Source organism: Puniceibacterium sediminis (genome assembly GCF_900188035.1).
GTDB classification, from domain to species: Bacteria; Pseudomonadota; Alphaproteobacteria; order Rhodobacterales; family Rhodobacteraceae; genus Puniceibacterium; species Puniceibacterium sediminis.
Map to the genome: position 1 here is coordinate 91,007 of NZ_FZNN01000014.1, position 21,245 is coordinate 112,251.

The following is a 21,245-nucleotide window of genomic DNA, read 5'->3' on the forward strand; positions in this document are numbered from 1 at the left end:
TTACCCTTTCATCCGGTTGTCGACGGCTTTGGAAATCGCTGCCGTGTCGGCGGAACCGCCCAGGGCAGATACCAGCGCCTCGGCTGTGTCCTTGGCGACGGCTTCGACGTTGCCCATGGCAGAGGCGCGGATTTCCGCGACAGCCTTGTCCGCTTCGGCCGATTTCTCGGCGATGCGTGCGTCGGCCTCTTTGGTCGCCTCGGCAACCTGCGCCTTGATGTCGTCGCGGGTGCGCTGCGAGATGGCCTGCGCTTCTGCGCGGGCATCTTTCAGCGCCTGTTCGTAGGCGGCTTCAGCCTCGGATGCCTGACGCTTGAGGTCTTCGGCCCGGGCGATGTCGTTGGTGATCGTGCCCTGACGTTCGGCCAGAACGGCTGCGATACGCGGCAGGGCCACGCGCGACAGCACAAAATAGATCACGACAAGCGCGACCAGCAGCCAGAAGATCTGGTTGCCCCAGGTCGAAAAGTCGAGCTGCGGCATGCCGGGCCCGGCTGTGGCCATATCGTGGCCCTCGACACCTACGGCGTCGGCCAGACCATTGCCTGTGGCACTATGTGTTTCGGTTGCCATGTGGCCGTCCTCCAAGGGTGCTTTTCTTCACAACGGGCGGGGCTGCATAACGCAGCGCCGCCCGAGCGTAAGGATCAGAACCGTTGCTTAGACAGCGAACATCAGCAGCAGGGCGACGAGGAACGAGAAGATCCCCAGCGCTTCTGCGAACGCGATGCCGATGAACAGCGTTGCGGTCTGACCGGCAGCTGCCGAAGGGTTGCGCAGCGCGCCGGCAAGGAAGTTGCCTGCAACGTTGCCCACACCGATTGCGGCTGCGCCGGAACCGATTGCTGCCAGACCTGCGCCGATATGTGCGAGTTCGCCTTCCATGAGATATCTCCTTACGATTGGAAGTTTGAGTAGTTTGATGACTGTAGTGCCGTAGGGCGGGGGTCACCCCGCCGTGACGTTAGTGACCTGGGTGCAGCGCGTCCTTGAGGTACACGCATGTCAGGATGGTAAAGACGTAGGCCTGGATAAAGGCCACCATGACCTCGAGCCCGTACATCGCAGAGATCGCGACGATCGACAGCGGCGAGATCGCGGCAAGGGCTGCAAAGCCTGCAAAAACCTTGATCACCGCGTGACCGGCCATGACGTTGCCCGCCAGACGAATGGAGTGGCTGACCGGACGTACGAAGTACGAAATCAATTCGATCACCGCCAGGACGGGTCGCAGTGCCAGAGGCGCGCTGCTGACCCAGAACAGACCCAGAAACGCGGTGCCGTTCTTGATGAATCCAAGGATCGTGACGGTCAGGAAGACCGCCATCGCCAGAATGACCGTCACCGCAAAGTGCGACGTCGTGGCAAAGGACATCGGCAGCAGGCCAAGGAAGTTGGCCAGCACGACAAACATGAACAGCGTCATGATATAGGGGAAATACTTTACCCCGTCCTTGCCGGTCACATCTTCGACCATCTTGTAAACGAAACCATAGGCCAGCTCGCCAACCGACTGGCTGCGCGTCGGCACGATGGCCCGGCGTGACGTGCCCAGTACCATGATCGCGGCCACTGCCAGCACGGTCAGTGCCAGCCACAATGTGGCGTTGGTCAGGGTGAACATGCCGACGGGACCGTCACCAAACAGCGGTTTCACAATGAACTGGTCCATCGGGTGGAACACCAGACCGCCGGATTCTGCGCCGTGCGCTTCAGTCGCCATGCTTTGCCCTCTCGTTCTCTTGGGCCATGTCGGCCATTTGTTTCGACTGTATCTCTGCCGCAGAACGCATCATCGTCTTGATGCCCGCGACCAGACCCAGCAATGTAAATAGCATCATCATCCACGGTAACGTGCCCAACAGCACATCAAGTCCGTATCCGATGCCAAAGCCGATCCCAAGACCGGCCACCATCTCGATCACCATTCGCCAGGCCAGTTGAGCCTGAGAATGATGGTGCTCCTGGTGCGACTTGCCCGGTGCCCGCGCTGCTTTCGCAGCGGCTATCCGCGCTTCCAGGTCGGCCATTTGCCGGGTTGGATCGGGATCACTCACGCCATCGCTCCTCTTGGAACACTGGGCAAGTGCTATGCGGCTGGGCGACCTGAGTCAAGCACGCCTCGCCCGCCAACGCATTCGGCTTATCTAACTGATATATCTATAATATATTTCCGAGAGACATGCCGGTGCATCCACCCACTCCCGGGCCTATGCCCCATTTCACACGCCTGGGCATATTCAACTTGCAAGTTGAACATTGATTTCACCCCCTTTGCCGGGCGCAGCTCCACGGAAAAGCGCACCTTGACGCGCCCCGCCGTTTGACACCCTTATGTCACGCCATGACCCCAACGCTCGATACCGTCTTTGCCGCGCTCGCGGACCCCACCCGCCGCCGCATCCTGTCGATGCTGCTCGAAGATGACATGGCAGTGACCGACGTGGCCGAACCCTTCGAGATGAGCCTTGCCGCCATCTCCAAACATCTCAGCATCCTCGCGACCTCCGGGCTGATCAGTCAGGAAAAGCGCGGCCGGGTAAAGTGGTGCAAGCTGGAACCGGACGCCCTGCGCGCGGCGTCGGTCTGGATGCAGGGCTTCGGGCAGTTCGAACCGGTGAACCTCGATGACTTTGAACGTTTTCTGGCCCAGGAACTGCCCCCGCGCGAACCAGAAGATGCCCCGAAGGACTAAGCTACCCCGCGACCGGATCTTCGTCCTTGAGCAGCAGCACCAAGGCAACCAGCGTCAGCGCCACCCCCGCCAGCACCCGCCCCGGGGGCGTGCCATGCCCCAGCGAGATTTCCCAGATCAGAACCCAGCAGGGCGTGAGGTACGTATAGGCCATGACCTTGGCCGACGGCAGCCGCATCGTGCTGTAACGGATCAGGGCAAAGGTCAGCGACGTGGCCGCCAGTGCGGTATAGACGATTGTGATCCAGACGATCCCCGGCAGCGCCAGCCAGTCGGTGGCCATGATCTCGGGCGCGGCATAGATCCCCATCAGACACGCCCCCGCCACCAGCATCCCGGCGTTGAAGACCAGCGCCGGTTCGCCCCGGTTCAGCAGGCGCACCATTGGCACATATAACGCATGGGCCACGCAGCCCCAGAAATAGATCACCTCTCCGCTACCGATGCGAAATGCTGACAGCGCGGTCAGATCGCCGCGAAACACCACCCACAGGGCGCCGGCCCCGCCGATGGACAGCGCCAGTGCCATGCGTGGCGTGGTGATCTGGCGCATCAGCAGCCAGCCGAACCCACCGGCAAGGATCGGGCTCAGCGTGAACACCGCCGCAAGGCTGACAGGTTCCGCCGTCTCGAGACCGGTGAACATGGTGACAAAGTAAAAGGCGAATAGCCCCGCCAGCACCACATAGCGCCAGGGTGCCTTCCAGGCAGCCCGCGACGCCCCGCCCCGCGCAAGCATAACGGCCATCACGACAACGGCAGCCACCAGAAACCGAACGGCATTGAACGCCTCGGGCGCGATAAAGGGCACGGCCATCCGGCCCAGCGAAAATGACCCCGCCACCACGGCCGAGAAACACAGCATCGCCAGATGCCCGCGCAGTGCCTCGGTCATGCGGTCTTGCATCCCGCAGGCGAGCAGGTGGCGGCAAATTCCTTGAGATGTGTCAGAAAGGCCTGCACCTTGGCCGTGCGGTGCAGATCCACATGGGTCACCAGCCACAGCGGCACGGACCATTCTTCGCGTGGGGGGAAAATCTCGACCAGCTCGGGATGTGTCGCCGCGTCATAGGCGCCAAAAAAGCCCATGCCGGTTCCGGACAGAACCGCGCGTTCAAGAACCCGCGCGTCAGTGCTGCGAAACACCACCCGGTCATAACCGACCGTCGCCTTCAGCCAGCGCTGGAACGGCGCACGGCTGTCGGGATTGTCCTGCGCCACAAACCTGTGCTCTGCCAGACCGGCTTCGTCCTCTGGACGCCCGTAGCGGTCGACGTAGTCCTGCGTCGCATAAAGCCCGATCTGCAGCGCGGTGAAGGGCTGCACCACATTGTCCGGCTCTTCCGGCATCGACCCGGCGCGCAGGGCAATATGCGCCTCGCCATATTCCAGCCGAAACACCCGGTCGTCGGTCAGATAACGCACCACCACATCAGGATACTTTTCGCGAAACGACACCAGCGCAGGCACCATGAGCGGCGCAAAGCTGATCAGTGAAGTCACGACCAACTCGCCCGACACATCCGCACCGCGCCCCCGGACCCGCCCGACAAGCTGTTGAAACTGGTCGTCCGTGGTCTGCCCGACCCGCGCCAGATCCTGCCCCGCCTCGGTCGCGGTATAACCGCGGGCGTGCCGCTGAAACAGCTTCACCCCCAGACGCCCTTCAAGTGAATCGATATGCCGGATCACCGTCGCATGATGCACTCCCAGCACCTCGGCAGCACCGCTGACCGTGCCCAACCGCGCCACCTGAAAGGCCGTTCTGATCTCGTCCCAATTGTCCATCTGGCCCTCTGTGCGCTGGATAACATACCGTGTGTATTTGGTGGGATTGAGTGCGGATTTGCAAGCATCATATTGGGACAAGACAACACAACGCCTTCAACCGGATATGACATCCCGAAAGGACCCGACCATGACAAACCACGTTCTGCGCATTGACGCCTCTGCCCGCCACGACGGCTCTGTTTCACGCGACCTCACCGACAAGGTACTGGCCAAACTCTCGCCCGCCGAGGTCACGACCCGCGACCTGTCCACGCCTCTCCCACTCATCGATTCCACATGGATCGGCGCGAACTTCACCCCCTCCGACAACCGCTCCGACGATCAGAAATCCACCCTCGCCCTTTCGGACACACTCATCGCAGAGGTCATGGCCGCCGATACACTGGTGATTGGCCTGCCGATCTACAACTTCGGCGTGCCCTCGGGGTTCAAGGCATGGATTGATCTGGTCGCCCGCGCCGGTGTCACCTTCCGCTATACTGAAAACGGCCCCGAAGGCCTGCTGACCGGCAAACGCGCCATCCTCGCCGTCGCGTCGGGTGGGACCGAAGTCGGATCCGACTATGACTTTGCCACCAGCTATGCGCGCCATGTGCTTGGCTTCATCGGTATCACGGACGTTTCCGTCGTCGCCGCCGACCGGCTGATGGTAGACCCCGAAGCCTCGAAAAAAGCCGCGAACGATCAGATCGCCGCTCTGGCCGCGTGATCTGCGGCGCTGGCGGGCCCGACCTGCTCCCACCGGCCTGCCTCCACCGACCTGCACCACTCAAGTGGCCCCGCATCGGGGCCGCTTCGTCGGCAAATTCACGCTGCCCCCGGCAAAACCGTCTCCTCGGGTGAACACGCCACGGCCTGATCCCGGCCGCCCCGAACTCAGACCCGGCGCAACAGGTCCGCCGCGCCCGGCGCTTGCGGATCGACCCTGACAAAGCGCAGCGCCTCTTCGGCAGTGCGAAAAACTTCCATGGTATAGCTCGCCCTGTCCGCGGCGATGGTCTGGTACATCCGTGATATGCCAAAGCCGACGTCCTCGGGCGCAAAGAACGCGGTGCGCGAATTGGGATCCCGCACCTCGAAATGCGACCTCAGGCGATAGGCCAGTTGCACGTAGTCGTCGAAATTTCCCTCGGGGAAACTGCAATCGGCCAGATCCGCTAGGACACAATATCGGCCATCAAAACCCGGGTCCTTCTGGTAGTCCAACAAGGCGTCTCTGATCTCATCCACGACCACATCGCCATAAAATGTCGCGACCATAACGCTAAAGTCCGCCCTGATCTTATAGCCGACTGGCATAACTCCCCCCCACGTAACGAATATCCAGCGTCAACGCTCTCATGCCACAAAGCAAGCTTTGTTTGCAGACTGACCTCGCGGCACCGACTCAGACCCGTCGCAGCAGATCCGCGGCACCCGGCGCTTGCGGATCGACCTTCGCAAAACGCAGCGCGTCTTCGGCAGTCCGAAAGACGTCGATGGCAAACCCCGCGCCGTCCTCGGCGATGGTCTTGTACATCCGCGACATGCCATAGGCGACATCGCCGGGCGCAAAGAATGACGTGCGTGAATTCGGGTCCCGCGCCGCGTAATGTGGCCGCAGCCGATAGGCAAGCTGCATATAGTCGTCGAAACTTTCGTCAGGAAAGCTGCAATCCGCCAGATCCATCAGGACACAATATCGACCATCAAAAGCCGGATCCTTCTGGTATGCCACAAACGTATCTCTGATGTGATCCACGGACACCGTTCCGTAAAACATGGCCACCATGACATTAAAGTCTGGCCTGACAACATACCCGACGGGCAAAACACCTACCCCTTGACTCACTAGGACACCCAACTTCTGCCTGAACGCACCACAACGCAAGTACTCTTTCCCCGTACTTGACTCCGCGTACCTCCTCGGATAGCCCACCCGGAACCCCGGAAGCCTGCTTTGCGTCTTCCGGTCCCATGGGCACAGCCCGGGATCGCCCTCCGTCAGCGCGTTGCGCCCACGGGGGCGCACCCGCTTTGCGATTTGCCCGCCGGGACAACGCCGATTGTGTTCCGGGGTTTGTAGATCGCACCGCTGGCCCCTAAATTCAGGGTCAGTCCCTGTTCACCGGCAAAAGGAGCCGAAGGCATGTTTGAAAATCTATCCGAACGCCTTTCCGGCGTCTTTGACCGCCTGACCAAACAGGGCGCCCTGTCCGAGGATGACGTCAAGACCGCCCTGCGCGAAGTGCGCGTTGCCCTGCTTGAGGCTGACGTATCGCTCCCCGTGGCGCGCGATTTCGTCAAATCCGTTCAGGACAAAGCCACCGGCCAGTCGGTCACCAAATCCGTCACGCCCGGCCAGCAGGTCGTCAAGATCGTCCACGACACGCTGATCGATGTCCTGCGCGGCGAAGGCGAACCCGGCGCGCTGAAAATCGACAACGCCCCCGCACCAATCCTGATGGTCGGCCTGCAGGGGGGCGGCAAGACGACAACCACCGCCAAGCTGGCCAAACGGCTCAAGGAACGTGACGGCAAAAAGGTCCTGATGGCCTCGCTGGACGTCAACCGTCCCGCCGCCATGGAACAGCTTCAGATCCTTGGCCGCCAGATCGGCGTCGACACCCTGCCCATCGTCAAGGGCGAAAACCCGGTTCAGATCGCCAAGCGCGCCAAGACTCAGGCCGCGCTGGGTGGCTATGACGTCTACATGCTCGACACCGCCGGCCGTTTGTCGATCGACGAAGAGCTGATGGAACAGGTCAAGGCCGTCCGCGACGTCGCCAACCCGCGCGAAACCCTGCTGGTGGTTGACGGCCTCACCGGTCAGGACGCCGTGCACACCGCCCAGAATTTCGACGACCGCATCGGCATCACCGGCGTCGTCCTGACCCGGATGGACGGCGACGGTCGCGGCGGCGCTGCCCTGTCCATGCGCGCCGTCACCGGCAAACCGATCAAGTTCGTCGGTCTTGGCGAAAAGATGGACGCGCTTGAGACGTTCGAACCCGAACGCATCGCAGGCCGCATCCTTGGCATGGGCGACATCGTAGCCCTCGTCGAAAAGGCACAGCAGACGATCGAGGCCGAACAGGCCGAACGCATGATGCGCCGCTTCCAGAAGGGTCAGTTCAACATGAACGACCTGAAGATGCAGCTTGAACAGATGGTCAAGATGGGCGGCATGGAAGGCATGATGTCCATGATGCCCGGCATGGGCAAGATGTCCAAGCAGATGAACGATGCCGGCATGGACGACAAGGTGCTCAGCCGCCAGATCGCCCTGATCAACTCGATGACCAAAAAGGAACGCGCCAATCCCGCGATCCTGCAGGCCAGCCGGAAAAAGCGTATCGCCAAGGGCTCCGGCCTCGAAGTCAGCGAATTGAACAAACTGCTCAAGATGCAGCGTCAGATGGCCGACATGATGAAGAAAATGGGCAAGATGGGCAAAGGCGGCATGCTCAAACAGGCCATGAAAGGCATGTTGGGCGGCAAATCCGGCGGCTCCCCCGAAGAAATGCTGCAAGGCATGGACCCCAAGGCAATGGAAGCCGCCGCACGCCAGATGGGCGGCAAGCTGCCCGGCCTTGGCGGCGGACTGCCCTCCGGCCTCAGCGGTTTCGGCAAAAAGAAATGATCCAGACGCGCGCCTTCCTCTCCAATCCGACCCCGTCCGCCGTCCCGGCGGTGGGATCAAAGGCGCGCGCCTCTGCTGCCTCACTTTCCGAACACGCGAATTCCACCCCGACAATCCGCACCGCCGCCGGGCAGATCCAATGCGCCGCAGCCGCCGCCAAGAAACCAGCCGCGCGCCAGCGCGTCCGCGGGATCACCGGGGGCATTGCCCAATGACCCTGACCAGCGCGCCCCGTCTCGAATCCGACCGTTTGGCCTTGCGCGGCCCGGAAATGCGCGATTTTGACGCCTTTGCGGACTTCCACGCCGATCCCGTGCGCGCCCCCGGCTTTGGCCCGGTCTACCGGCGCGATGAATCCTGGCGCTGGTTCGCGACCAACATCGGTCACTGGCATATCCACGGCTACGGCTACTTCATCATCGCCGACAAAGCGACCGACGTGGCCATGGGCCTTTCCGGCATCTGGAACCCCGATGGCTGGCCCGAACCCGAACTTGGCTGGGTCGTCTTTGCCGGACACGAGGGCAAGGGCATCGCCTTTGAGGCCGCCACCCGTGCCCGCAAATGGGCCTATGAGGATCTCGACCTCAAGACCCTCACCTCGAACATCTACGGCTCCAACACCCGCTCCATCGCCCTCGCCCAGCGCCTTGGCGCCACCTACGAGCGGACGTATGACAACGTCTACATGGGCGAAGACCAGCTTTGGCGGCATCCGGCACCGGAGGCGCTGACATGATCGACCTCAACATCCAGCCCATCAAGACCGACCGCCTGATCCTGCGCACCCCGCAGGAAAGCGACTTTGACGCCGCCGCCGCCTTCAACACCTCTGACCGCACGACCTATGTCGGCGGAAAGATCACGCAGGAATGGGATCAGTGGCGCGGCTTCATGGGCAGCATCGGCCACTGGGTTCTGCGCGGCTACGGCTTTTTCACCGTCACCCTGCATGACGGCACGCGCGTCGGCCGCGTCGGCGTGATCAATCACCGCATGTGGCCTGAACCCGAACTCGGCTGGCACCTCTATGACGGGTTCGAGGGCTGCGGCTACGCCACCGAAGCCGCCCGCGCCGCCCGCACATGGGCCCACACGGAACACGGCCTCGGGCCGCTGATCTCGCAGATCCACCCGGACAATCATGCCTCGGCCGCCGTCGCCAAACGCCTTGGCGCGACGCTCGAAGCCGAAAGCACACTGCTGGGCGATCCCTGCCACATCTACCGCCACCCGGCCCCTGCACAGGTGACGACATGACCGATATCCCCGTTCTGCACACCAAACGCCTTGAACTGCGCGCGCCCGAAGCCTCGGATTACCCCGACTTCAAGGCCACGTTCAGCTCGTACCGCTCGCGCTTCATGGGCGGACCGCTGAACGCCTACGAGGCATGGATGCTCTACGCCGCCGAAATCGGTCACTGGCAGATCCGCGGTTTCGGCATGTGGATGGTCCACCTGCGCGACACCGGCGAAACCGTCGGCATGGCGGGCGGCTGGTTCCCCGCCAAATGGCCCGAAAAAGAAATCGCCTGGATCATCTGGCCCGACAAGGCCGGCAACGGCTTCGCGCTCGAGGCGACCTCCCGCGTCCGCCGTCACCTCTATGACGACAGGGGCTGGGAAACGGCGGTCAGCTACATCGACCCCAAGAACCTCGATTCCATCCGCCTGGCCGAACGGCTGGGCGCGAAAAAGGACAACGATGCCGCCACCGTCGACGGCTCTGACGCCTGCTATCGCCATCCCTCGCCTGCTGCGCTGAAAAACAGCCAGATCGGCCACGGGATCGAGATGGAGATCCAGAACTACATCAATCCGCTGTTCAAACCGAAAGGCTGGGCCCTTGACTGACGCACCGATCCAAGACCCCGTCGCCCGCGCGGCCCAGATCCTCAAGGGCCACCGCGAAAGCATCGACCGGCTGGACGCGATCCTCGTGTTCACGCTCGCCGAGCGGTTCAAACACACTCAGGCCGTTGGCGTGCTCAAGGCACAGAACGACCTGCCCCCCTCTGATCCGGCGCGCGAGGAAAAGCAGATCGCGCGCCTGCAGGACTTGGCGACCCAGGCCGACCTTGACCCGGAATTCGCCGCGAAATTCCTGAATTTCATCATTCAGGAAGTCATCCACCACCACGAACAACACCAATCGTAAGGCCGCGCAAAGCGCAGCCACACCCACGCCATCAAAGGAGATTACACCATGGCTATCAAACTTCGTCTCGCCCGCGGCGGTTCCAAAAAGCGCCCCCACTACCGTATCGTTGTCGCGGACAGCCGCATGCCGCGTGACGGCCGCTTCATCGAAAAGATCGGTACCTACAACCCGCTGCTGCCGAAAGACAGCGAAGTCCGCGTGATCATGGATCTCGAGCGTGTGAAGTACTGGATGGACCAGGGCGCGCAGGCGACTGATCGTGTGTCGCGCATGCTCGAAGCAGCTGGCGTTGTCCCCAAGAAGGACCGTGCCAACCTGAAAAAGGGCACCCCGGGCAAAGCCGCTCAGGAGCGCGCTGAATCCAAAGCAGCCAAGGCCGCCGCAGCAGCAGAGGCCGCAGCGGCCCCCGCAGAAGCACCGGCAGAAGAAGCCGCAGCAGAATAATCCGCGCCATTTGGTACGGACAGACGGCGCGCGGGGGCAACCCTGCGCGCCGTTTTCGTCTCAGACCGCCTTGCCGCCCGGCGCAACTGGCCCGGATCGGGGACGCGGCCCTAGGCTGCGGTCGGCTGCGACAGCGACACCAGCTCCTCGAACCCGCCCCACATCATCCGCTTACCGTCAAAAGGCATCTTTTGCATGTCCTTCATGCGGGGGTCTTTCATCATGCTTTCAAAGCCCGCAGTGGCGGTTTTCTGGTCCGGCCAGACCAGCCAGGAAAATACCACCGTTTCGTCCTCCTTCTTTTGCACGGCCATGGGAAAGGACGTCACCTTGCCGTCCGGCACGTCCACTCCCCAGTTTTCGTGGATCGCCAGACAGCCGTAATCCTTGAAGATCTCCCAGCCCTTGCGCGCCATATCGGCATAGGCGTCCTTGTTGGCGGTCGGCACCGCCAGCAGAAAACCCGAATAGAAAAGTGCCATTTCCAAACTCCTCTGAACGATTCGCCCTATCAGCTTGACACCGATATAGGTTGATACCAACATAAATCGCATGATGGACCCCGACCTCCCGATTGCCACCACCCTTGAGGTGCGCGACCGTTGCCTTTGCCTGCATGTCCAAAGGGCGGCGCGCGTGCTGGCGCGGCGCTTCGACACGGCGTTTCGCCCGCTGGGCATCACAAACGGACAGTTTTCCCTGCTGATGTCGCTCAACCGCCCCGACGGCCCCCGGATCAGCGATCTTGTACCGCTGCTGGGGATGGACCGCACCACGCTGACGGCCGCGCTCAAACCGCTGGAACGGCGCGGGCTGATCCTGTCGCTGCCCGACAGCTCGGATGCCCGCGTGCGGCGCCTTGCCCTGACGGATACCGGGCGCGATCTGCTCAGGGCCGCCCTGCCGATCTGGCGGTCCGAACATGACGCCCTGGACAGGGACCTGACCACCATTGCACCGCAGGACCTGCGTGAGGGGCTCAAGGCTCTGGGCTAGATCGCCGCAATTGCGCCGCGCGTGGGAAAAAGTGATGCAGGGACGCCATCCGCACCATCGAAAAGATCGAATCCAGCCGCCCAAAGCGCTTTGATCGCTATCCAAAGGACATTTTAGCTGCAAGACTGAGATTGCGACCGCAGGACCGCAGCACAAAGATGCGGCATTTAATAAGGGTAGGGACGGCCAAATGAGTTTTTTCGACTCGATCTTCAACCTCATCAACGATCTGACCTGGGGATGGGCGCTTGTGCCTTTCCTCGTCGTGCTGGGCGTCTTCTTCACCGCCGCCAGCGGCTTTGTGCAGTTCCGTTTCTTCAAGCGGATGTTTTCGGTCCTGACCGGCAATGACGAAACCTCTGATCCGTCCAAGATCAGCGCCCGCGAGGCGCTGTTCGTCTCGGTCGGCGGCCGCGTCGGCGGCGGCAACATCGCGGGTGTCGCCGTGGCGATCACCGCAGGCGGCCCCGGCGCCGTGTTCTGGATGTGGGCCATTGCCCTGATCGGCATGTGCTCGGCCCTGGTCGAGGCGACGCTGGCACAGCTTTACAAACGCACCACACCCGAAGGCGACTATCGCGGCGGACCCGCCCGCGCCATCATCCACGGTTTGGGCGAAAATTACCGCTGGCTTGCCGTCATCTACGCCGTTTGCCTGATCGCGTCCTTTTCCATCGGGTTCAATGCGTTTCAGGGCAACACAGTCGCCGGCGCCGCGCTGGACAGCCTGTCGATCCCGCGGATCTACACCGGGGCCGCACTGGCGATTGCCACCGGCCTGATCGTCTATGGCGGTATCCACCGCATTGCCAAGGCGGCCGACGTGATCATCCCCGTCATGGCCATTGGCTATATCGGCATGGCGCTGCTGATCATCCTGCTGAACATTACCGGCCTGCCCGGCGTGATCTGGGACATCGTCGCCAACGCATTTGGTTTCCGCGAAGCGGTGGCCGGCGGCATGGGTGCCGCCATCGCGCAGGGTCTGCGCCGTGGGCTGTTCTCGAACGAGGCGGGCCTTGGCTCTGCCCCGAACGTCGCCGCGACGGCCTATGTGAAACACCCGGTCAGCCAGGGCATCACCCAAAGCTTTTCGGTCTTTATCGACACGATCATCATCTGTTCCTGCACCGCCTTCGTGATCCTGCTGGGCGATGTCTATGTCCCCGGTGCCGAAGGTATCGACGGTGTCGCCCTGACCCAGCAAAGCATGGTGAACCACGTCGGATCATGGGCGCAGTACTTCCTGACGGTGGCGATCTTCCTCTTCTCGTTCTCGTCGATCATGTACAACTACTACCTTGGCGAAAACGCGCTCAGCTTCCTCACGGAAAACCCGATGGCGATCCAGATCCTGCGCATCGCGATCATCGGCATCGTCTTCCTCGGGGCGGTGGCACCGGGCGCGACCTCGGTGTTCAACTTCTCGGATCCGATGATGGGCATCTTGGCGGTGGTCAACCTACTGGCGCTGATGATGCTGTTCCCGATTGCCCTGCGGCTTATCAACGATTTCCGCGCGCAACTGGCGGCGGGGATCGCCAAACCGGTGTTCGATCCAAAGAATTTCCCGGATCTCGACACCGATCCGACAGCATGGCCCGACGCCAAATAGGCGCAATCGGTCCAACGGGTAAAACGCAGGGGCGCCTTCGGGCGCCCCTGTTGCATTGCGGGGCGGGCGTGGGGATTTGCCTCACAGCGCAACACGCGCTATTTTGATCACGCATGACGGCATTCGAAACAGGCTCACTTGCCCGAATCCGCAACATCGTTATGAGGTGGAAAACTCAAATCCGCCCGGGATGCTGTGTCTTCGGGTCCCTTATTTACAAAGGTTACTGCCATGACCCTGCGTCGCGTCACCATTGCTCTTTTCTGCCTCGCAGCCACGCCCACGTTGGCTGCGGGCCCCACACCCGCCGAAACCGATCCGTTGATGATGACACCGGCCCCGGTCGTCGAACCCCGCCCGACGCTGCTGTTTTCGCTGCGCGGCGGCGTTAAATCGACTCCGGAATATTTCGGTGCCGACAAGGGCGCAGTCTCCCCGGATCTCGGGTTCAAATTCCACTTCCTGCGCATTCCGGGCGGCCGTGAAATCGGCAATATCGACCCTTGGGCAGACTCCACCGGGTTCAACATGCACGGCTCGGTCGGCTACATCGGTGCCCGCGATCCTGACGATTACAAGGATCTTTCCGGCATGGATGACGTCGACGCCACTGTCGAACTGGGCGGCGGCATTGGTTACAACATGCAGAACTTTGGCGTTTTCGCCAATCTGCGCCGCGGCTTTGGCGGTCACGAAGGCTGGGTCGCCGAGGCGGGCGCAGACTATATCCTCCACCCGACCGACCGCCTGCGCCTGAACATGGGTCCGCGCCTTCTCTGGGGCGATGACACCTATACCGACACCTATTTCGGCGTTGATACGTCCGAGGTTGCCGTCGGTCGCCCGGCGTATCAGGCGGATGGCGGTCTTGTCACCGCCGGTGTCGAATTTGGTGCCCGCTACCGGATCAGCGATCTCTGGGGCCTCGAAGGCGCTGTCAGCTATGACGTGCTGCAGAACGATGCCGCCGCAAGCCCGCTGGTCGATGGCTCGGGCGACGACAATCAGTGGGGCGTGCGCCTCGGCGTGACCCGCGTGTTCCAGCTCGGCTTCTGATCTATCCCACTCAACACGACCGGACGGCGGCATAATCGGTGCCGCCGTTTTGCGTCGCCCATGGTCCGCTCTTTATCGACCCACCAGAATGCGACAGCCATTTTCGAATAGCTTGTCATTCTGTGTCCCGGGGATGGCCGAACCACCAGAAGAATGCTTCAGGTCGGGGTCTTGCTGTGTGATCATGCTTTTGCATAGAACGACAGAGGTGCGCATAATTGCGACTGAATTCCTGGCATGAACTGAACACACTGGCCCTTGCTGGCTTACCAATCCTCAGTGGGCTTTGGCTCGCGACAGGTGTTGGTGTGATAGGGGCCCTTACGCCTGGCTATTCGCATATCGGCCAATTTATGAGCGTCCTCGGGGCGTCTGGGGGCCCGTTGGCTGCCTGGGTGAATTATCTCGTCTTCATTCCGGCCGAAATCTGGTTGCTGGCGTTCCTCGCGGTATTGAATGCACAGCCGCCGCGAAGCAGATCCAGACGGTTCTCCATAGTGATCCTGGCTACATATGCGGTTCTTCTGATGGCCGCAGCTCTTCTGCCGTGCGATACCGGGTGTCAGGCAAAAGACAGCGGTGGCAACCTGTCTGCCAGTTCCGTTCATGTCGCACATATGGCCATTTCAGCCATTGCCTATCCGCTTGCGCTCATCGGTTTGCTGCCCCTTGGACTGGCGGCGCACGGCACATCGCTTCCCCGCCGTCTTGCACTGCCGGTCACGGCCCTCGGAACATGTCTGTTTCTGGCGATCATTCTCATTCCGGATGCCCAAGGTTTATTCCAGCGCTTGCTTGAGGCGTTGATCTACCTTCAGATCATTTTACTTGGGCGTTACGAAGCTTCGATTGCGGGCTTGGACCTACATGGGTCAGCAAAATGCGCGCCACCTGCGCCACGGCGCTTGCCGTCGTAGTCGAGGCGAAGCGGTCATCCCAGCCCCCAAAGCCCCCAGACCTGACCATCACCCCCTCCATTGCCATTCCCGCCCGCCCCGGGCTATGCCTGAACCAACAGCAACCAACCCGGATGGGATAGGGTGACATGAGCGATAAAATCTGTGTCGGTGCCGTCGCAGGTGCCTTTGGCGTGCAGGGCGAAGTGCGGCTGAAAAGCTTTACCGCCGATCCCGAGGCCATTGCCGACTACGCCCCCCTCACCACCGAAGATGGCGAACAGAGCTTTGATCTCCAGATCACCCGCGCCATTCCGCAGGGTTTTGCCGTGCGCCTGACCGGCGTGCGCAGCAAGGAAGAGGCCGATGCCCTGAAAGGCACCCGCCTGTTTGCGCCGCGCGACCGGCTGCCCTCCCTGCCCGATGATGAATATTACCACGCCGACCTGATCGGCCTTGCCGTCTACGACACCGGCGGGGTGGAACTCGGCCATGTAAAGGCCGTGCTGAACCACGGTGCCTCGGACCTTCTCGAAGTGGCGACAGCGGGTCAAAGCGCCACGATCCTGCTGCCCTTCACCCTGGCCGTCGTTCCCACGGTCGACCTTGCCGCCGGGCGCATCGTGACGGACCCACCCGAAGGGCTGTTCGACTGACGCGCCGCGCCCAAGCCGCCCCTTTACCCCCTGCCGCCACCCGCCTATGCACGGGCCGGACACCTTTCAGCAGCAGGCCACCGCCATGACCGATCAGCCCCCCGAACGCCACACCCGCTCGCACGGGCGCAAATCCATCTCGGCGACGCTGAAACCGACCGAGCTGATCACCGCCACGCCCGACCTCGCCCGCGCCTGGAAGGCACAGGTCATCACCCTGTTCCCTGAGGCGTTTCCCGGCGTGCTCGACCTCTCGCTCACGGGCAAGGCATTGCAGGACGGGCTCTGGCAGCTTGACGCCATCGATCTGCGCCCCTTTGGCGAAGGCCGCCACCGCAACGTCGATGACACGCCGTCGGGTGGCGGCGCCGGCATGGTGCTGCGCCCCGACATCATGGGCCGCGCGATCGACCATGCCCGCGCCCGCATCGCCCCCGACGCGCCGCTGATCTACCTCTCGCCCCGGGGTCGCCCCTTTACCCAAGCCATGGCGCAGGACCTGTCCACCAAACCCGGCGTCACCCTGATCTGCGGCCGCTTTGAGGGCATGGACCAGCGGGTGATCGACCACTACGGCATCACCGAAGTCTCAATGGGCGACTTTGTCCTGACCGGGGGCGAAATTCCCGCCATGGCGCTGCTTGATGCGACCCTGCGGCTGATCCCCGGCGTGCTGGGCAACGCGGCCTCGACGGTCGAGGAATCCTTCTCCGACGGCCTGCTGGAGCACCCGCAATACACCAAGCCCGCCTCCTGGCTGGGCCATGACATCCCGCCGGTGCTGCTGTCGGGAAATCACGGCGAAATCGCCCGCTGGCGGCACGCGCAATCCGAGGCGCTGACACAGGAACGCCGCCCGGACCTCTGGGCAAAGCGGAAAGAGACGTAGCCGCGCAAGCCGGCCCTGCGGGCCTTGATTCCGGGTGGGCACCATGGCTGATCCAGCTGATCCTTCACGGGTTCCCATTCTGCCAAAGCACTCGCCTCAAACGCCTTGATCTTACCCCCCACATCTGCTTTACCCCGCCTATTCCGGCCCGCGCCCGACTCACCTCTGCCTCGTCTCCTTCGGACGGATCTGCGGCGTGCGTCACAAGAGGGCCAAAGGACCGGAATACGGAATAACGACGACCTGAACTCTGGCGGGCGCATCTGCGGACCCGGGCGAAGACCAAGAGCTCTCAGGACGCGCACACCTTTGCGGGACAAACCGCAAGCAGAATAGGAGATGATCAGATGAACCTGATCGAACAGATCGAGGCGGAGCAAATCGCCGCCCTCGGGAAGACCATTCCCGATTTCAAGGCCGGCGACACCATCCGCGTCGGCTACAAGGTGACCGAAGGCACCCGTACCCGTGTCCAGAATTACGAAGGCGTCTGCATCGCCCGTAACAACGGCCACGGCATCGCAGCCTCTTTCACCGTCCGCAAGATTTCGTTCGGCGAAGGCGTGGAACGTGTATTCCCGCTGTTCTCGACCAACATCGACATGATCGAAGTGGTCCGCCGCGGTAAGGTCCGTCGTGCCAAGCTGTATTATCTGCGCGAGCGTCGCGGTAAATCTGCCCGTATCGCCGAGGTCACAAACTACAAGGCGCCCAAGGGCGCCAAGGCATAAGGATCGGACCGATGAGAAAAGACATTCACCCCGATTACCACGTCATCGACGTCAAGATGACCGACGGTACTGTGCTTCAGATGCGCACCACCTGGGGCAAGGAAGGCGACACCATGACGCTGGACATTGACCCGACCGTGCACCCGGCCTGGACCGGTGGCTCCTCGCGTCTGATGGATGCCGGCGGCCGCGTCAGCAAGTTCAAGAAAAAGTACGAAGGCCTGGGCTTCTAATAACCACGCCCTTCTGCGAACCAACAAACGCCGCCCTCCGGGGCGGCGTTCTGCATTTCCGGGCACACTTTGCCGGGGCAGCGCCCAGCGCCGCCCTCAGCTGTCGTGAAAGCGCACCTTCGCAAATCGCTCCCGGATCGAGGCGTCATAGATATCGGCGATCTTGGAATAATTACCGCCATACAGATCCACCTCCCGGCCCAGCAATGCCGCAGCGATCCCGATGTGCAGACGGTTGGTCACGATCCGGCGATACTGCCCGATCCGCCAGAAAAATGGCCAAACTGCCGACTTATGCGTTCCACGCACCGAAAGATCGAAATTCCCGGGCGGCAATTGCGAATTTTCGGGGCGCTCCAGATCGGTACGCATCATCACTCCTTTTGCCCTCAGCGCAGGCACCCGGGGCGCGACAAGAAAGAACGCCATATCATGACAAAAAGCAGCGCCCGGAGCGTTGACCTGACTGATCCGATGATCCCGGATCCACAGGTCGGTCTGGGGGTGCAAATTCATATCACCCAGCGGAATCGCGCAGGTCGAGGGCAAGACAATACCGCCGCCATAGAGCTGGGTCAGCGCCGCCACCTTCTCCGACTTTCTATAGGCCGGGGTCAAAGCGCCGCCGCCGCCATAAATCAAAAACGGACGGTCATCCGCAACTTTGCGGCAAACCGCTCTCTGATCGATTGCGCCTTTCAGCATCTTTCTCGCATCGAATTCCGTGAACGCAATTTTATAGTGCCGCAGAAAGGATAGCGTCCCGGCCCGGATCAACCCGTCCCCCCAGTTCCCCGAGTTGGCCACGTAAAGGATAGCACGGCCCTCGGCCCGCTCGGTGATCCGCGCCGCCAGCGCGTCAAAGCGCGCCATCATTTCTGCGTCCCGATAATCCATATGTCCCACTCAGCCTTTCCCGTCCGGCAGGCTCTGCCCTGCGCGGCGGTGCGCCCACCCGTGTTTGCGGCCCTGCACCTTGCGCATCCTCGCCCTCATCTCGTACCAGAGGCTGCGCCGACCAACCTGACGCACCTCCTGCGCGCCCGCCATCGCGTTGATATCGCTTTCGATCATGAGATACGGAATCAAAACCGGCCGCAGGCTCAGGCCCCTGCCCCGCTTGCTCTGCGCAGAATGCAGGAACTGATCGACCGGCGCCCGCATCTGCGCGCCTTCCTCCACGAACCAGGCCGCCCCATCGCGCGACCAAAGCAGCGCCGTCGTACGTTTGGGAAAGACATGCGCCGCTTCGATCACATGGCCCTTGGCCGCCCCATCACACTGGAACAGCGCGGTGCGATCCTGCTCATGCTTGGGCGCGTTGCACAGGTTCACCACATCCCACCGCAGGGATTTGGCCGCCCCCAGCTGTGCGATTACAGCCTCCAGCCGCGCCACAAGGTCCGGCGCAATCTCGGCATCATCCTCCAGAACCAGCCCGAACTCCTGCCCGCTCTGCAAAAACCGCCGTGCCGCGTTCAGATGCGACATGTAACAGCCCAACTCCCCGGCGCTCAGGACACGCCCATAGTAAAGCCTTGCCTGCCACGCCCGGTAGCCCTCCAGCCGCGTCAAATCCAGCTGACTGCCGTCCACCGCCGACAGGCGCTCATGCGCAAGGCCCGCACGCTCGCAGGCTGCGCTGATATGTTCGTACCGCGCGACGCTGCGGTCCAAATTGATGATCTGTACGAAAAGGCTGGAAGGCATGAAATTCTTTCACGGGCGACAGTCGCCGGGTTACAGCGGTGATACTGACGGCGAATAACTGCGCCGAAGCAAGGGATTTCGTCGGCTATCCCTGTTATATTTCCGGTCAAAACTCAAGCCTCCGATCCGGGGCCACATCGTTGAAAAGATCCCCCACAGCCGCATAGGCTCACTCCAGCACCGCAAACCGCGCCTTGAGAAGCGCCTCGCCATACTCCTCCTCGGCGGTGCTGTCATAGACGATCCCGCCGCCCACATTCAGCCGCGCCGTCCCGTCCGCGAAACACATCAGCGTGCGGATCGCCACGCTGAACGCCATCTCTCCGCCCGGCGCGATCCACCCGATCGCCCCGCAATAGGCATCCCGCGCCGCGCCCTCCAACCCGCGCAGGATCTGCATCGCCCGGATCTTTGGTGCGCCGGTGATCGACCCGCAGGGGAACAGCGCCTCGAAAATCTCGGCGATGCCAACGCCCGCCCGGACCTGCGCCGTCACCTCTGACACCATCTGATGCAGCGTGGCATAGGTTTCGACCGTATATAGCTGCGGCACACGGACCGATCCCACCTCGGAAATCCGGCTCATGTCATTGCGCAACAGGTCCACGATCATCAGGTTTTCGGCCCGGTTCTTCTCGCTCCCACGCATCCAGGCCACACGCTCTGCGTCCTCGGCCGCGCTCAGACCCCGCGCCACCGTGCCCTTCATCGGCCGCGCCACCATCCGCCCCGAGGCATCCAGCGAAAAGAACAGCTCGGGCGAACGCGACAGCAACACCGGCCCGCCCAGATCCACAAAGGCCCCATGCGGCGCCGCCTGACGCGCCTTCAACCGCCCGTACAATGCCTCGGCAGACCCGGACCACCGCGCCGACATCGGAAACGTCAGGTTCCCCTGATAGATCTCGCCCCGCGTGATCTGTGCATGTACGGCCCCGAACGCCGCTGCGTATTCGTCAAATGACCACTCCGGCTCGGGCGCGCTCAGCCCCGCCGCCCCCTCGGCCAGCCGCACATCGCCCGAGGGTCCGTCGAACACCCCGAACAACAGCAGCGGCACCGACCGCGCCGCGGGCAGCAACCCGCGCAACTTGGATGAAAACACATAGCCCAGCTCATAACTCGCACAGCCAGCCAGCCAATGCCCCGCCGCCTGTGCCGCCGCCATCGCGGCAAGCGCGCCGGGCACCTCTGCGGGCGTGTCGGCCCGGATCAACCTCAGCGGCGCACTAAAGGCGCTGCCCCCCGCCAGCGGCCCGGCGTCGAAAATCACACGAGGGGTCCCCATGCGCGCGCCCCGCCGGACCGGAGTCAGATATCCGCCGCGATGCGCAGCTCGCGCAGCGGGCGGACAATGTCGATCGACTTCTGATAGATCGGATCAGCCTTGTAGGCGGCCATCGCCTCCGCCGACTCGAACTCGGCATAGACCACCACATCGACCTCCGCCGACAGCGCATCGCTCTGGGTGTTGCGGCACACCTCAAAATGGCTCGAGTGCGGGATTTTGCCGAGCAGCGAAAGCCCCTCGACGATTTTCGGGATGTCACCCTTGTCGCGGGCAGAAAAGAAAACAATGTGGCGAAGCGTCGGTCTGTGTGTCACGTGTCTGGCCTGTGGTCCTGAGGAAAGCCCCGGAATGTTAGCCGGGAATGCACGCGACAGAACCACAGACCAAGAGGGCGGGCAACAGGACGGATAGGCACAGGGCCTGAACTGAAAGCGCGAAGCCGCCGGACCGCAGCAAT

At 62.4% G+C, this 21,245-nt stretch carries 30 protein-coding genes; 17 read left to right on the forward strand and 13 right to left on the reverse strand.

Features of this window, described 5'->3' with window-relative positions:
- From CHB75_RS15095 to CHB75_RS15110, 4 genes are all read right to left on the reverse strand, one after another.
- Positions 1-573 (reverse strand): F0F1 ATP synthase subunit B', encoded by a 573-nt coding sequence (locus CHB75_RS15095; RefSeq protein WP_089271938.1) that lies wholly within the window; start codon positions 571-573, stop codon positions 1-3.
- Positions 574-660: 87 nt separating this feature from the next.
- Positions 661-885 (reverse strand): F0F1 ATP synthase subunit C, encoded by a 225-nt coding sequence (locus CHB75_RS15100; RefSeq protein WP_089271940.1) that lies wholly within the window; start codon positions 883-885, stop codon positions 661-663.
- Between the two features lie 79 nt (positions 886-964).
- The gene (locus tag CHB75_RS15105) at positions 965-1,723 is read right to left on the reverse strand and encodes a F0F1 ATP synthase subunit A (RefSeq protein WP_089271942.1); all 759 of its coding nucleotides are present in this window, start codon (positions 1,721-1,723) and stop codon (positions 965-967) included.
- On the reverse strand, positions 1,713-2,057 hold the full coding sequence (locus CHB75_RS15110) for an AtpZ/AtpI family protein (protein WP_089271944.1): 345 nt from the start codon (positions 2,055-2,057) through the stop codon (positions 1,713-1,715). Before CHB75_RS15110 ends, CHB75_RS15105 begins: the two co-directional genes overlap by 11 nt.
- 287 nt (positions 2,058-2,344) lie before the next feature.
- On the opposite strand from CHB75_RS15110, the gene CHB75_RS15115 reads away from it, so the two are divergent.
- Positions 2,345-2,695, forward strand: coding sequence for an ArsR/SmtB family transcription factor (locus CHB75_RS15115; RefSeq protein ID WP_089271946.1), 351 nt, complete (start codon positions 2,345-2,347; stop codon positions 2,693-2,695).
- Between the two features lies 1 nt (position 2,696).
- Here CHB75_RS15115 and CHB75_RS15120 read toward each other — a convergent pair whose 3' ends face one another.
- Both CHB75_RS15120 and CHB75_RS15125 read right to left on the reverse strand, forming a co-directional pair.
- On the reverse strand, positions 2,697-3,590 hold the full coding sequence (locus CHB75_RS15120; protein WP_089272025.1) for a DMT family transporter: 894 nt from the start codon (positions 3,588-3,590) through the stop codon (positions 2,697-2,699).
- Positions 3,587-4,483, reverse strand: a complete 897-nt coding sequence (locus tag CHB75_RS15125; RefSeq protein WP_089271948.1) for a LysR family transcriptional regulator — start codon at positions 4,481-4,483, stop codon at positions 3,587-3,589. Before CHB75_RS15125 ends, CHB75_RS15120 begins: the two co-directional genes overlap by 4 nt.
- Positions 4,484-4,613: 130 nt before the next feature.
- Here CHB75_RS15125 and CHB75_RS15130 point away from each other — a divergent pair, with 130 nt between their 5' ends.
- Positions 4,614-5,195 carry an FMN-dependent NADH-azoreductase gene (locus CHB75_RS15130; protein WP_089271950.1) on the forward strand — a complete coding sequence of 194 codons (582 nt, stop codon included), beginning with the start codon at positions 4,614-4,616 and terminating at the stop codon, positions 5,193-5,195.
- Positions 5,196-5,362: 167 nt separating this feature from the next.
- Here CHB75_RS15130 and CHB75_RS15135 read toward each other — a convergent pair whose 3' ends face one another.
- Positions 5,363-5,785, reverse strand: a complete 423-nt coding sequence (locus CHB75_RS15135) for a hypothetical protein (RefSeq protein ID WP_141135123.1) — start codon at positions 5,783-5,785, stop codon at positions 5,363-5,365.
- An 88-nt stretch (positions 5,786-5,873) separates the two neighbouring features.
- Complete coding sequence (locus CHB75_RS15140) at positions 5,874-6,227, reverse strand: hypothetical protein (protein WP_141135124.1); 354 nt, start codon at positions 6,225-6,227, stop codon at positions 5,874-5,876.
- 387 nt (positions 6,228-6,614) lie between these two features.
- On the opposite strand from CHB75_RS15140, the gene ffh reads away from it, so the two are divergent.
- The 7 genes from ffh to rpsP are packed head-to-tail and all read left to right on the forward strand — an operon-like array spanning position 6,615 to position 10,715.
- Positions 6,615-8,108 carry a signal recognition particle protein gene (gene ffh, locus CHB75_RS15145; protein ID WP_089271956.1) on the forward strand — a complete coding sequence of 498 codons (1,494 nt, stop codon included), beginning with the start codon at positions 6,615-6,617 and terminating at the stop codon, positions 8,106-8,108.
- The gene (locus CHB75_RS15150; protein WP_089271958.1) at positions 8,105-8,323 is read left to right on the forward strand and encodes a hypothetical protein; all 219 of its coding nucleotides are present in this window, start codon (positions 8,105-8,107) and stop codon (positions 8,321-8,323) included. The genes ffh and CHB75_RS15150 overlap by 4 nt, the downstream gene beginning before the upstream one ends.
- Positions 8,320-8,847, forward strand: a complete 528-nt coding sequence (locus tag CHB75_RS15155; protein ID WP_089271960.1) for a GNAT family N-acetyltransferase — start codon at positions 8,320-8,322, stop codon at positions 8,845-8,847. The genes CHB75_RS15150 and CHB75_RS15155 overlap by 4 nt, the downstream gene beginning before the upstream one ends.
- On the forward strand, positions 8,844-9,368 hold the full coding sequence (locus tag CHB75_RS15160) for a GNAT family N-acetyltransferase (protein ID WP_089271962.1): 525 nt from the start codon (positions 8,844-8,846) through the stop codon (positions 9,366-9,368). The genes CHB75_RS15155 and CHB75_RS15160 overlap by 4 nt, the downstream gene beginning before the upstream one ends.
- The gene (locus CHB75_RS15165; RefSeq protein WP_089271964.1) at positions 9,365-9,964 is read left to right on the forward strand and encodes a GNAT family N-acetyltransferase; all 600 of its coding nucleotides are present in this window, start codon (positions 9,365-9,367) and stop codon (positions 9,962-9,964) included. The genes CHB75_RS15160 and CHB75_RS15165 overlap by 4 nt, the downstream gene beginning before the upstream one ends.
- A complete protein-coding gene (locus tag CHB75_RS15170; protein ID WP_176439154.1) occupies positions 9,957-10,268 on the forward strand; it encodes a chorismate mutase in 312 nt (103 codons plus the stop codon). Before CHB75_RS15165 ends, CHB75_RS15170 begins: the two co-directional genes overlap by 8 nt.
- Positions 10,269-10,316: 48 nt before the next feature.
- Entirely contained in the window at positions 10,317-10,715 is a 399-nt protein-coding gene (gene rpsP, locus CHB75_RS15175) for a 30S ribosomal protein S16 (protein ID WP_176439155.1), read from the forward strand.
- A gap of 110 nt (positions 10,716-10,825) precedes the next feature.
- On the opposite strand, the gene CHB75_RS15180 is transcribed toward rpsP, so the two are convergent.
- Positions 10,826-11,197: a DUF1428 domain-containing protein gene (locus CHB75_RS15180; protein WP_089271966.1), complete on the reverse strand. Its 372-nt coding sequence runs from the start codon at positions 11,195-11,197 to the stop codon at positions 10,826-10,828.
- A 73-nt stretch (positions 11,198-11,270) separates the two neighbouring features.
- On the opposite strand from CHB75_RS15180, the gene CHB75_RS15185 reads away from it, so the two are divergent.
- The 8 genes from CHB75_RS15185 (at position 11,271) to rpmE (ending at position 17,787) form a co-directional block, all read left to right on the forward strand.
- On the forward strand, positions 11,271-11,711 hold the full coding sequence (locus tag CHB75_RS15185; protein ID WP_217898798.1) for a MarR family winged helix-turn-helix transcriptional regulator: 441 nt from the start codon (positions 11,271-11,273) through the stop codon (positions 11,709-11,711).
- 190 nt (positions 11,712-11,901) lie between these two features.
- A complete protein-coding gene (locus tag CHB75_RS15190) occupies positions 11,902-13,326 on the forward strand; it encodes an alanine/glycine:cation symporter family protein (protein WP_089271970.1) in 1,425 nt (474 codons plus the stop codon).
- Between the two features lie 231 nt (positions 13,327-13,557).
- A complete protein-coding gene (locus CHB75_RS15195; protein ID WP_089271972.1) occupies positions 13,558-14,382 on the forward strand; it encodes a MipA/OmpV family protein in 825 nt (274 codons plus the stop codon).
- Positions 14,383-14,600: 218 nt separating this feature from the next.
- Positions 14,601-15,299, forward strand: a complete 699-nt coding sequence (locus tag CHB75_RS15200) for a DUF998 domain-containing protein (protein ID WP_089271974.1) — start codon at positions 14,601-14,603, stop codon at positions 15,297-15,299.
- 128 nt (positions 15,300-15,427) lie between these two features.
- Positions 15,428-15,934, forward strand: coding sequence for a ribosome maturation factor RimM (rimM, locus tag CHB75_RS15205; RefSeq protein ID WP_089271976.1), 507 nt, complete (start codon positions 15,428-15,430; stop codon positions 15,932-15,934).
- 85 nt (positions 15,935-16,019) lie between these two features.
- On the forward strand, positions 16,020-16,823 hold the full coding sequence (trmD, locus tag CHB75_RS15210; protein ID WP_089272031.1) for a tRNA (guanosine(37)-N1)-methyltransferase TrmD: 804 nt from the start codon (positions 16,020-16,022) through the stop codon (positions 16,821-16,823).
- Positions 16,824-17,170: 347 nt separating this feature from the next.
- Entirely contained in the window at positions 17,171-17,554 is a 384-nt protein-coding gene (gene rplS, locus CHB75_RS15215; protein WP_089271978.1) for a 50S ribosomal protein L19, read from the forward strand.
- A gap of 11 nt (positions 17,555-17,565) precedes the next feature.
- Positions 17,566-17,787: a 50S ribosomal protein L31 gene (rpmE, locus tag CHB75_RS15220; RefSeq protein WP_089271980.1), complete on the forward strand. Its 222-nt coding sequence runs from the start codon at positions 17,566-17,568 to the stop codon at positions 17,785-17,787.
- 96 nt (positions 17,788-17,883) lie between these two features.
- Here rpmE and CHB75_RS15225 read toward each other — a convergent pair whose 3' ends face one another.
- The 4 genes from CHB75_RS15225 to CHB75_RS15240 all read right to left on the reverse strand — a co-directional run bounded on the left by CHB75_RS15225 (position 17,884) and on the right by CHB75_RS15240 (position 21,102).
- Entirely contained in the window at positions 17,884-18,564 is a 681-nt protein-coding gene (locus CHB75_RS15225) for a hypothetical protein (RefSeq protein ID WP_141135125.1), read from the reverse strand.
- 129 nt (positions 18,565-18,693) lie between these two features.
- Positions 18,694-19,497 (reverse strand): glycosyltransferase family 25 protein, encoded by an 804-nt coding sequence (locus CHB75_RS15230; protein WP_089271984.1) that lies wholly within the window; start codon positions 19,495-19,497, stop codon positions 18,694-18,696.
- A gap of 169 nt (positions 19,498-19,666) precedes the next feature.
- Positions 19,667-20,785: an aminodeoxychorismate synthase component I gene (locus CHB75_RS15235; protein WP_089271986.1), complete on the reverse strand. Its 1,119-nt coding sequence runs from the start codon at positions 20,783-20,785 to the stop codon at positions 19,667-19,669.
- A gap of 23 nt (positions 20,786-20,808) precedes the next feature.
- Positions 20,809-21,102, reverse strand: coding sequence for a Dabb family protein (locus CHB75_RS15240; RefSeq protein ID WP_089271988.1), 294 nt, complete (start codon positions 21,100-21,102; stop codon positions 20,809-20,811).
- Between the last annotated feature and the right edge of the window lie 143 nt (positions 21,103-21,245).

Bases quoted from the DNA above. Each gene is read 5' to 3' on its own strand.
- CHB75_RS15185 (WP_217898798.1), top strand. From the start codon at position 11,271: ATGGACCCCGACCTCCCGATTGCCACCACCCTTGAGGTGCGCGACCGT.
- CHB75_RS15235 (WP_089271986.1), bottom strand. From the start codon at position 20,785: ATGGGGACCCCTCGTGTGATTTTCGACGCCGGGCCGCTGGCGGGGGGC.
- rpmE (WP_089271980.1), top strand. From the start codon at position 17,566: ATGAGAAAAGACATTCACCCCGATTACCACGTCATCGACGTCAAGATG.
- CHB75_RS15165 (WP_089271964.1), top strand. From the start codon at position 9,365: ATGACCGATATCCCCGTTCTGCACACCAAACGCCTTGAACTGCGCGCG.
- CHB75_RS15180 (WP_089271966.1), bottom strand. From the start codon at position 11,197: ATGGCACTTTTCTATTCGGGTTTTCTGCTGGCGGTGCCGACCGCCAAC.
- rimM (WP_089271976.1), top strand. From the start codon at position 15,428: ATGAGCGATAAAATCTGTGTCGGTGCCGTCGCAGGTGCCTTTGGCGTG.
- trmD (WP_089272031.1), top strand. From the start codon at position 16,020: ATGACCGATCAGCCCCCCGAACGCCACACCCGCTCGCACGGGCGCAAA.
- CHB75_RS15190 (WP_089271970.1), top strand. From the start codon at position 11,902: ATGAGTTTTTTCGACTCGATCTTCAACCTCATCAACGATCTGACCTGG.
- CHB75_RS15230 (WP_089271984.1), bottom strand. From the start codon at position 19,497: ATGCCTTCCAGCCTTTTCGTACAGATCATCAATTTGGACCGCAGCGTC.
- CHB75_RS15120 (WP_089272025.1), bottom strand. From the start codon at position 3,590: ATGACCGAGGCACTGCGCGGGCATCTGGCGATGCTGTGTTTCTCGGCC.
- CHB75_RS15160 (WP_089271962.1), top strand. From the start codon at position 8,844: ATGATCGACCTCAACATCCAGCCCATCAAGACCGACCGCCTGATCCTG.
- CHB75_RS15100 (WP_089271940.1), bottom strand. From the start codon at position 885: ATGGAAGGCGAACTCGCACATATCGGCGCAGGTCTGGCAGCAATCGGT.
- CHB75_RS15115 (WP_089271946.1), top strand. From the start codon at position 2,345: ATGACCCCAACGCTCGATACCGTCTTTGCCGCGCTCGCGGACCCCACC.
- CHB75_RS15135 (WP_141135123.1), bottom strand. From the start codon at position 5,785: ATGCCAGTCGGCTATAAGATCAGGGCGGACTTTAGCGTTATGGTCGCG.
- rpsP (WP_176439155.1), top strand. From the start codon at position 10,317: ATGGCTATCAAACTTCGTCTCGCCCGCGGCGGTTCCAAAAAGCGCCCC.
- CHB75_RS15125 (WP_089271948.1), bottom strand. From the start codon at position 4,483: ATGGACAATTGGGACGAGATCAGAACGGCCTTTCAGGTGGCGCGGTTG.
- rplS (WP_089271978.1), top strand. From the start codon at position 17,171: ATGAACCTGATCGAACAGATCGAGGCGGAGCAAATCGCCGCCCTCGGG.
- CHB75_RS15155 (WP_089271960.1), top strand. From the start codon at position 8,320: ATGACCCTGACCAGCGCGCCCCGTCTCGAATCCGACCGTTTGGCCTTG.
- CHB75_RS15130 (WP_089271950.1), top strand. From the start codon at position 4,614: ATGACAAACCACGTTCTGCGCATTGACGCCTCTGCCCGCCACGACGGC.
- CHB75_RS15150 (WP_089271958.1), top strand. From the start codon at position 8,105: ATGATCCAGACGCGCGCCTTCCTCTCCAATCCGACCCCGTCCGCCGTC.
- CHB75_RS15095 (WP_089271938.1), bottom strand. From the start codon at position 573: ATGGCAACCGAAACACATAGTGCCACAGGCAATGGTCTGGCCGACGCC.
- CHB75_RS15195 (WP_089271972.1), top strand. From the start codon at position 13,558: ATGACCCTGCGTCGCGTCACCATTGCTCTTTTCTGCCTCGCAGCCACG.
- ffh (WP_089271956.1), top strand. From the start codon at position 6,615: ATGTTTGAAAATCTATCCGAACGCCTTTCCGGCGTCTTTGACCGCCTG.
- CHB75_RS15105 (WP_089271942.1), bottom strand. From the start codon at position 1,723: ATGGCGACTGAAGCGCACGGCGCAGAATCCGGCGGTCTGGTGTTCCAC.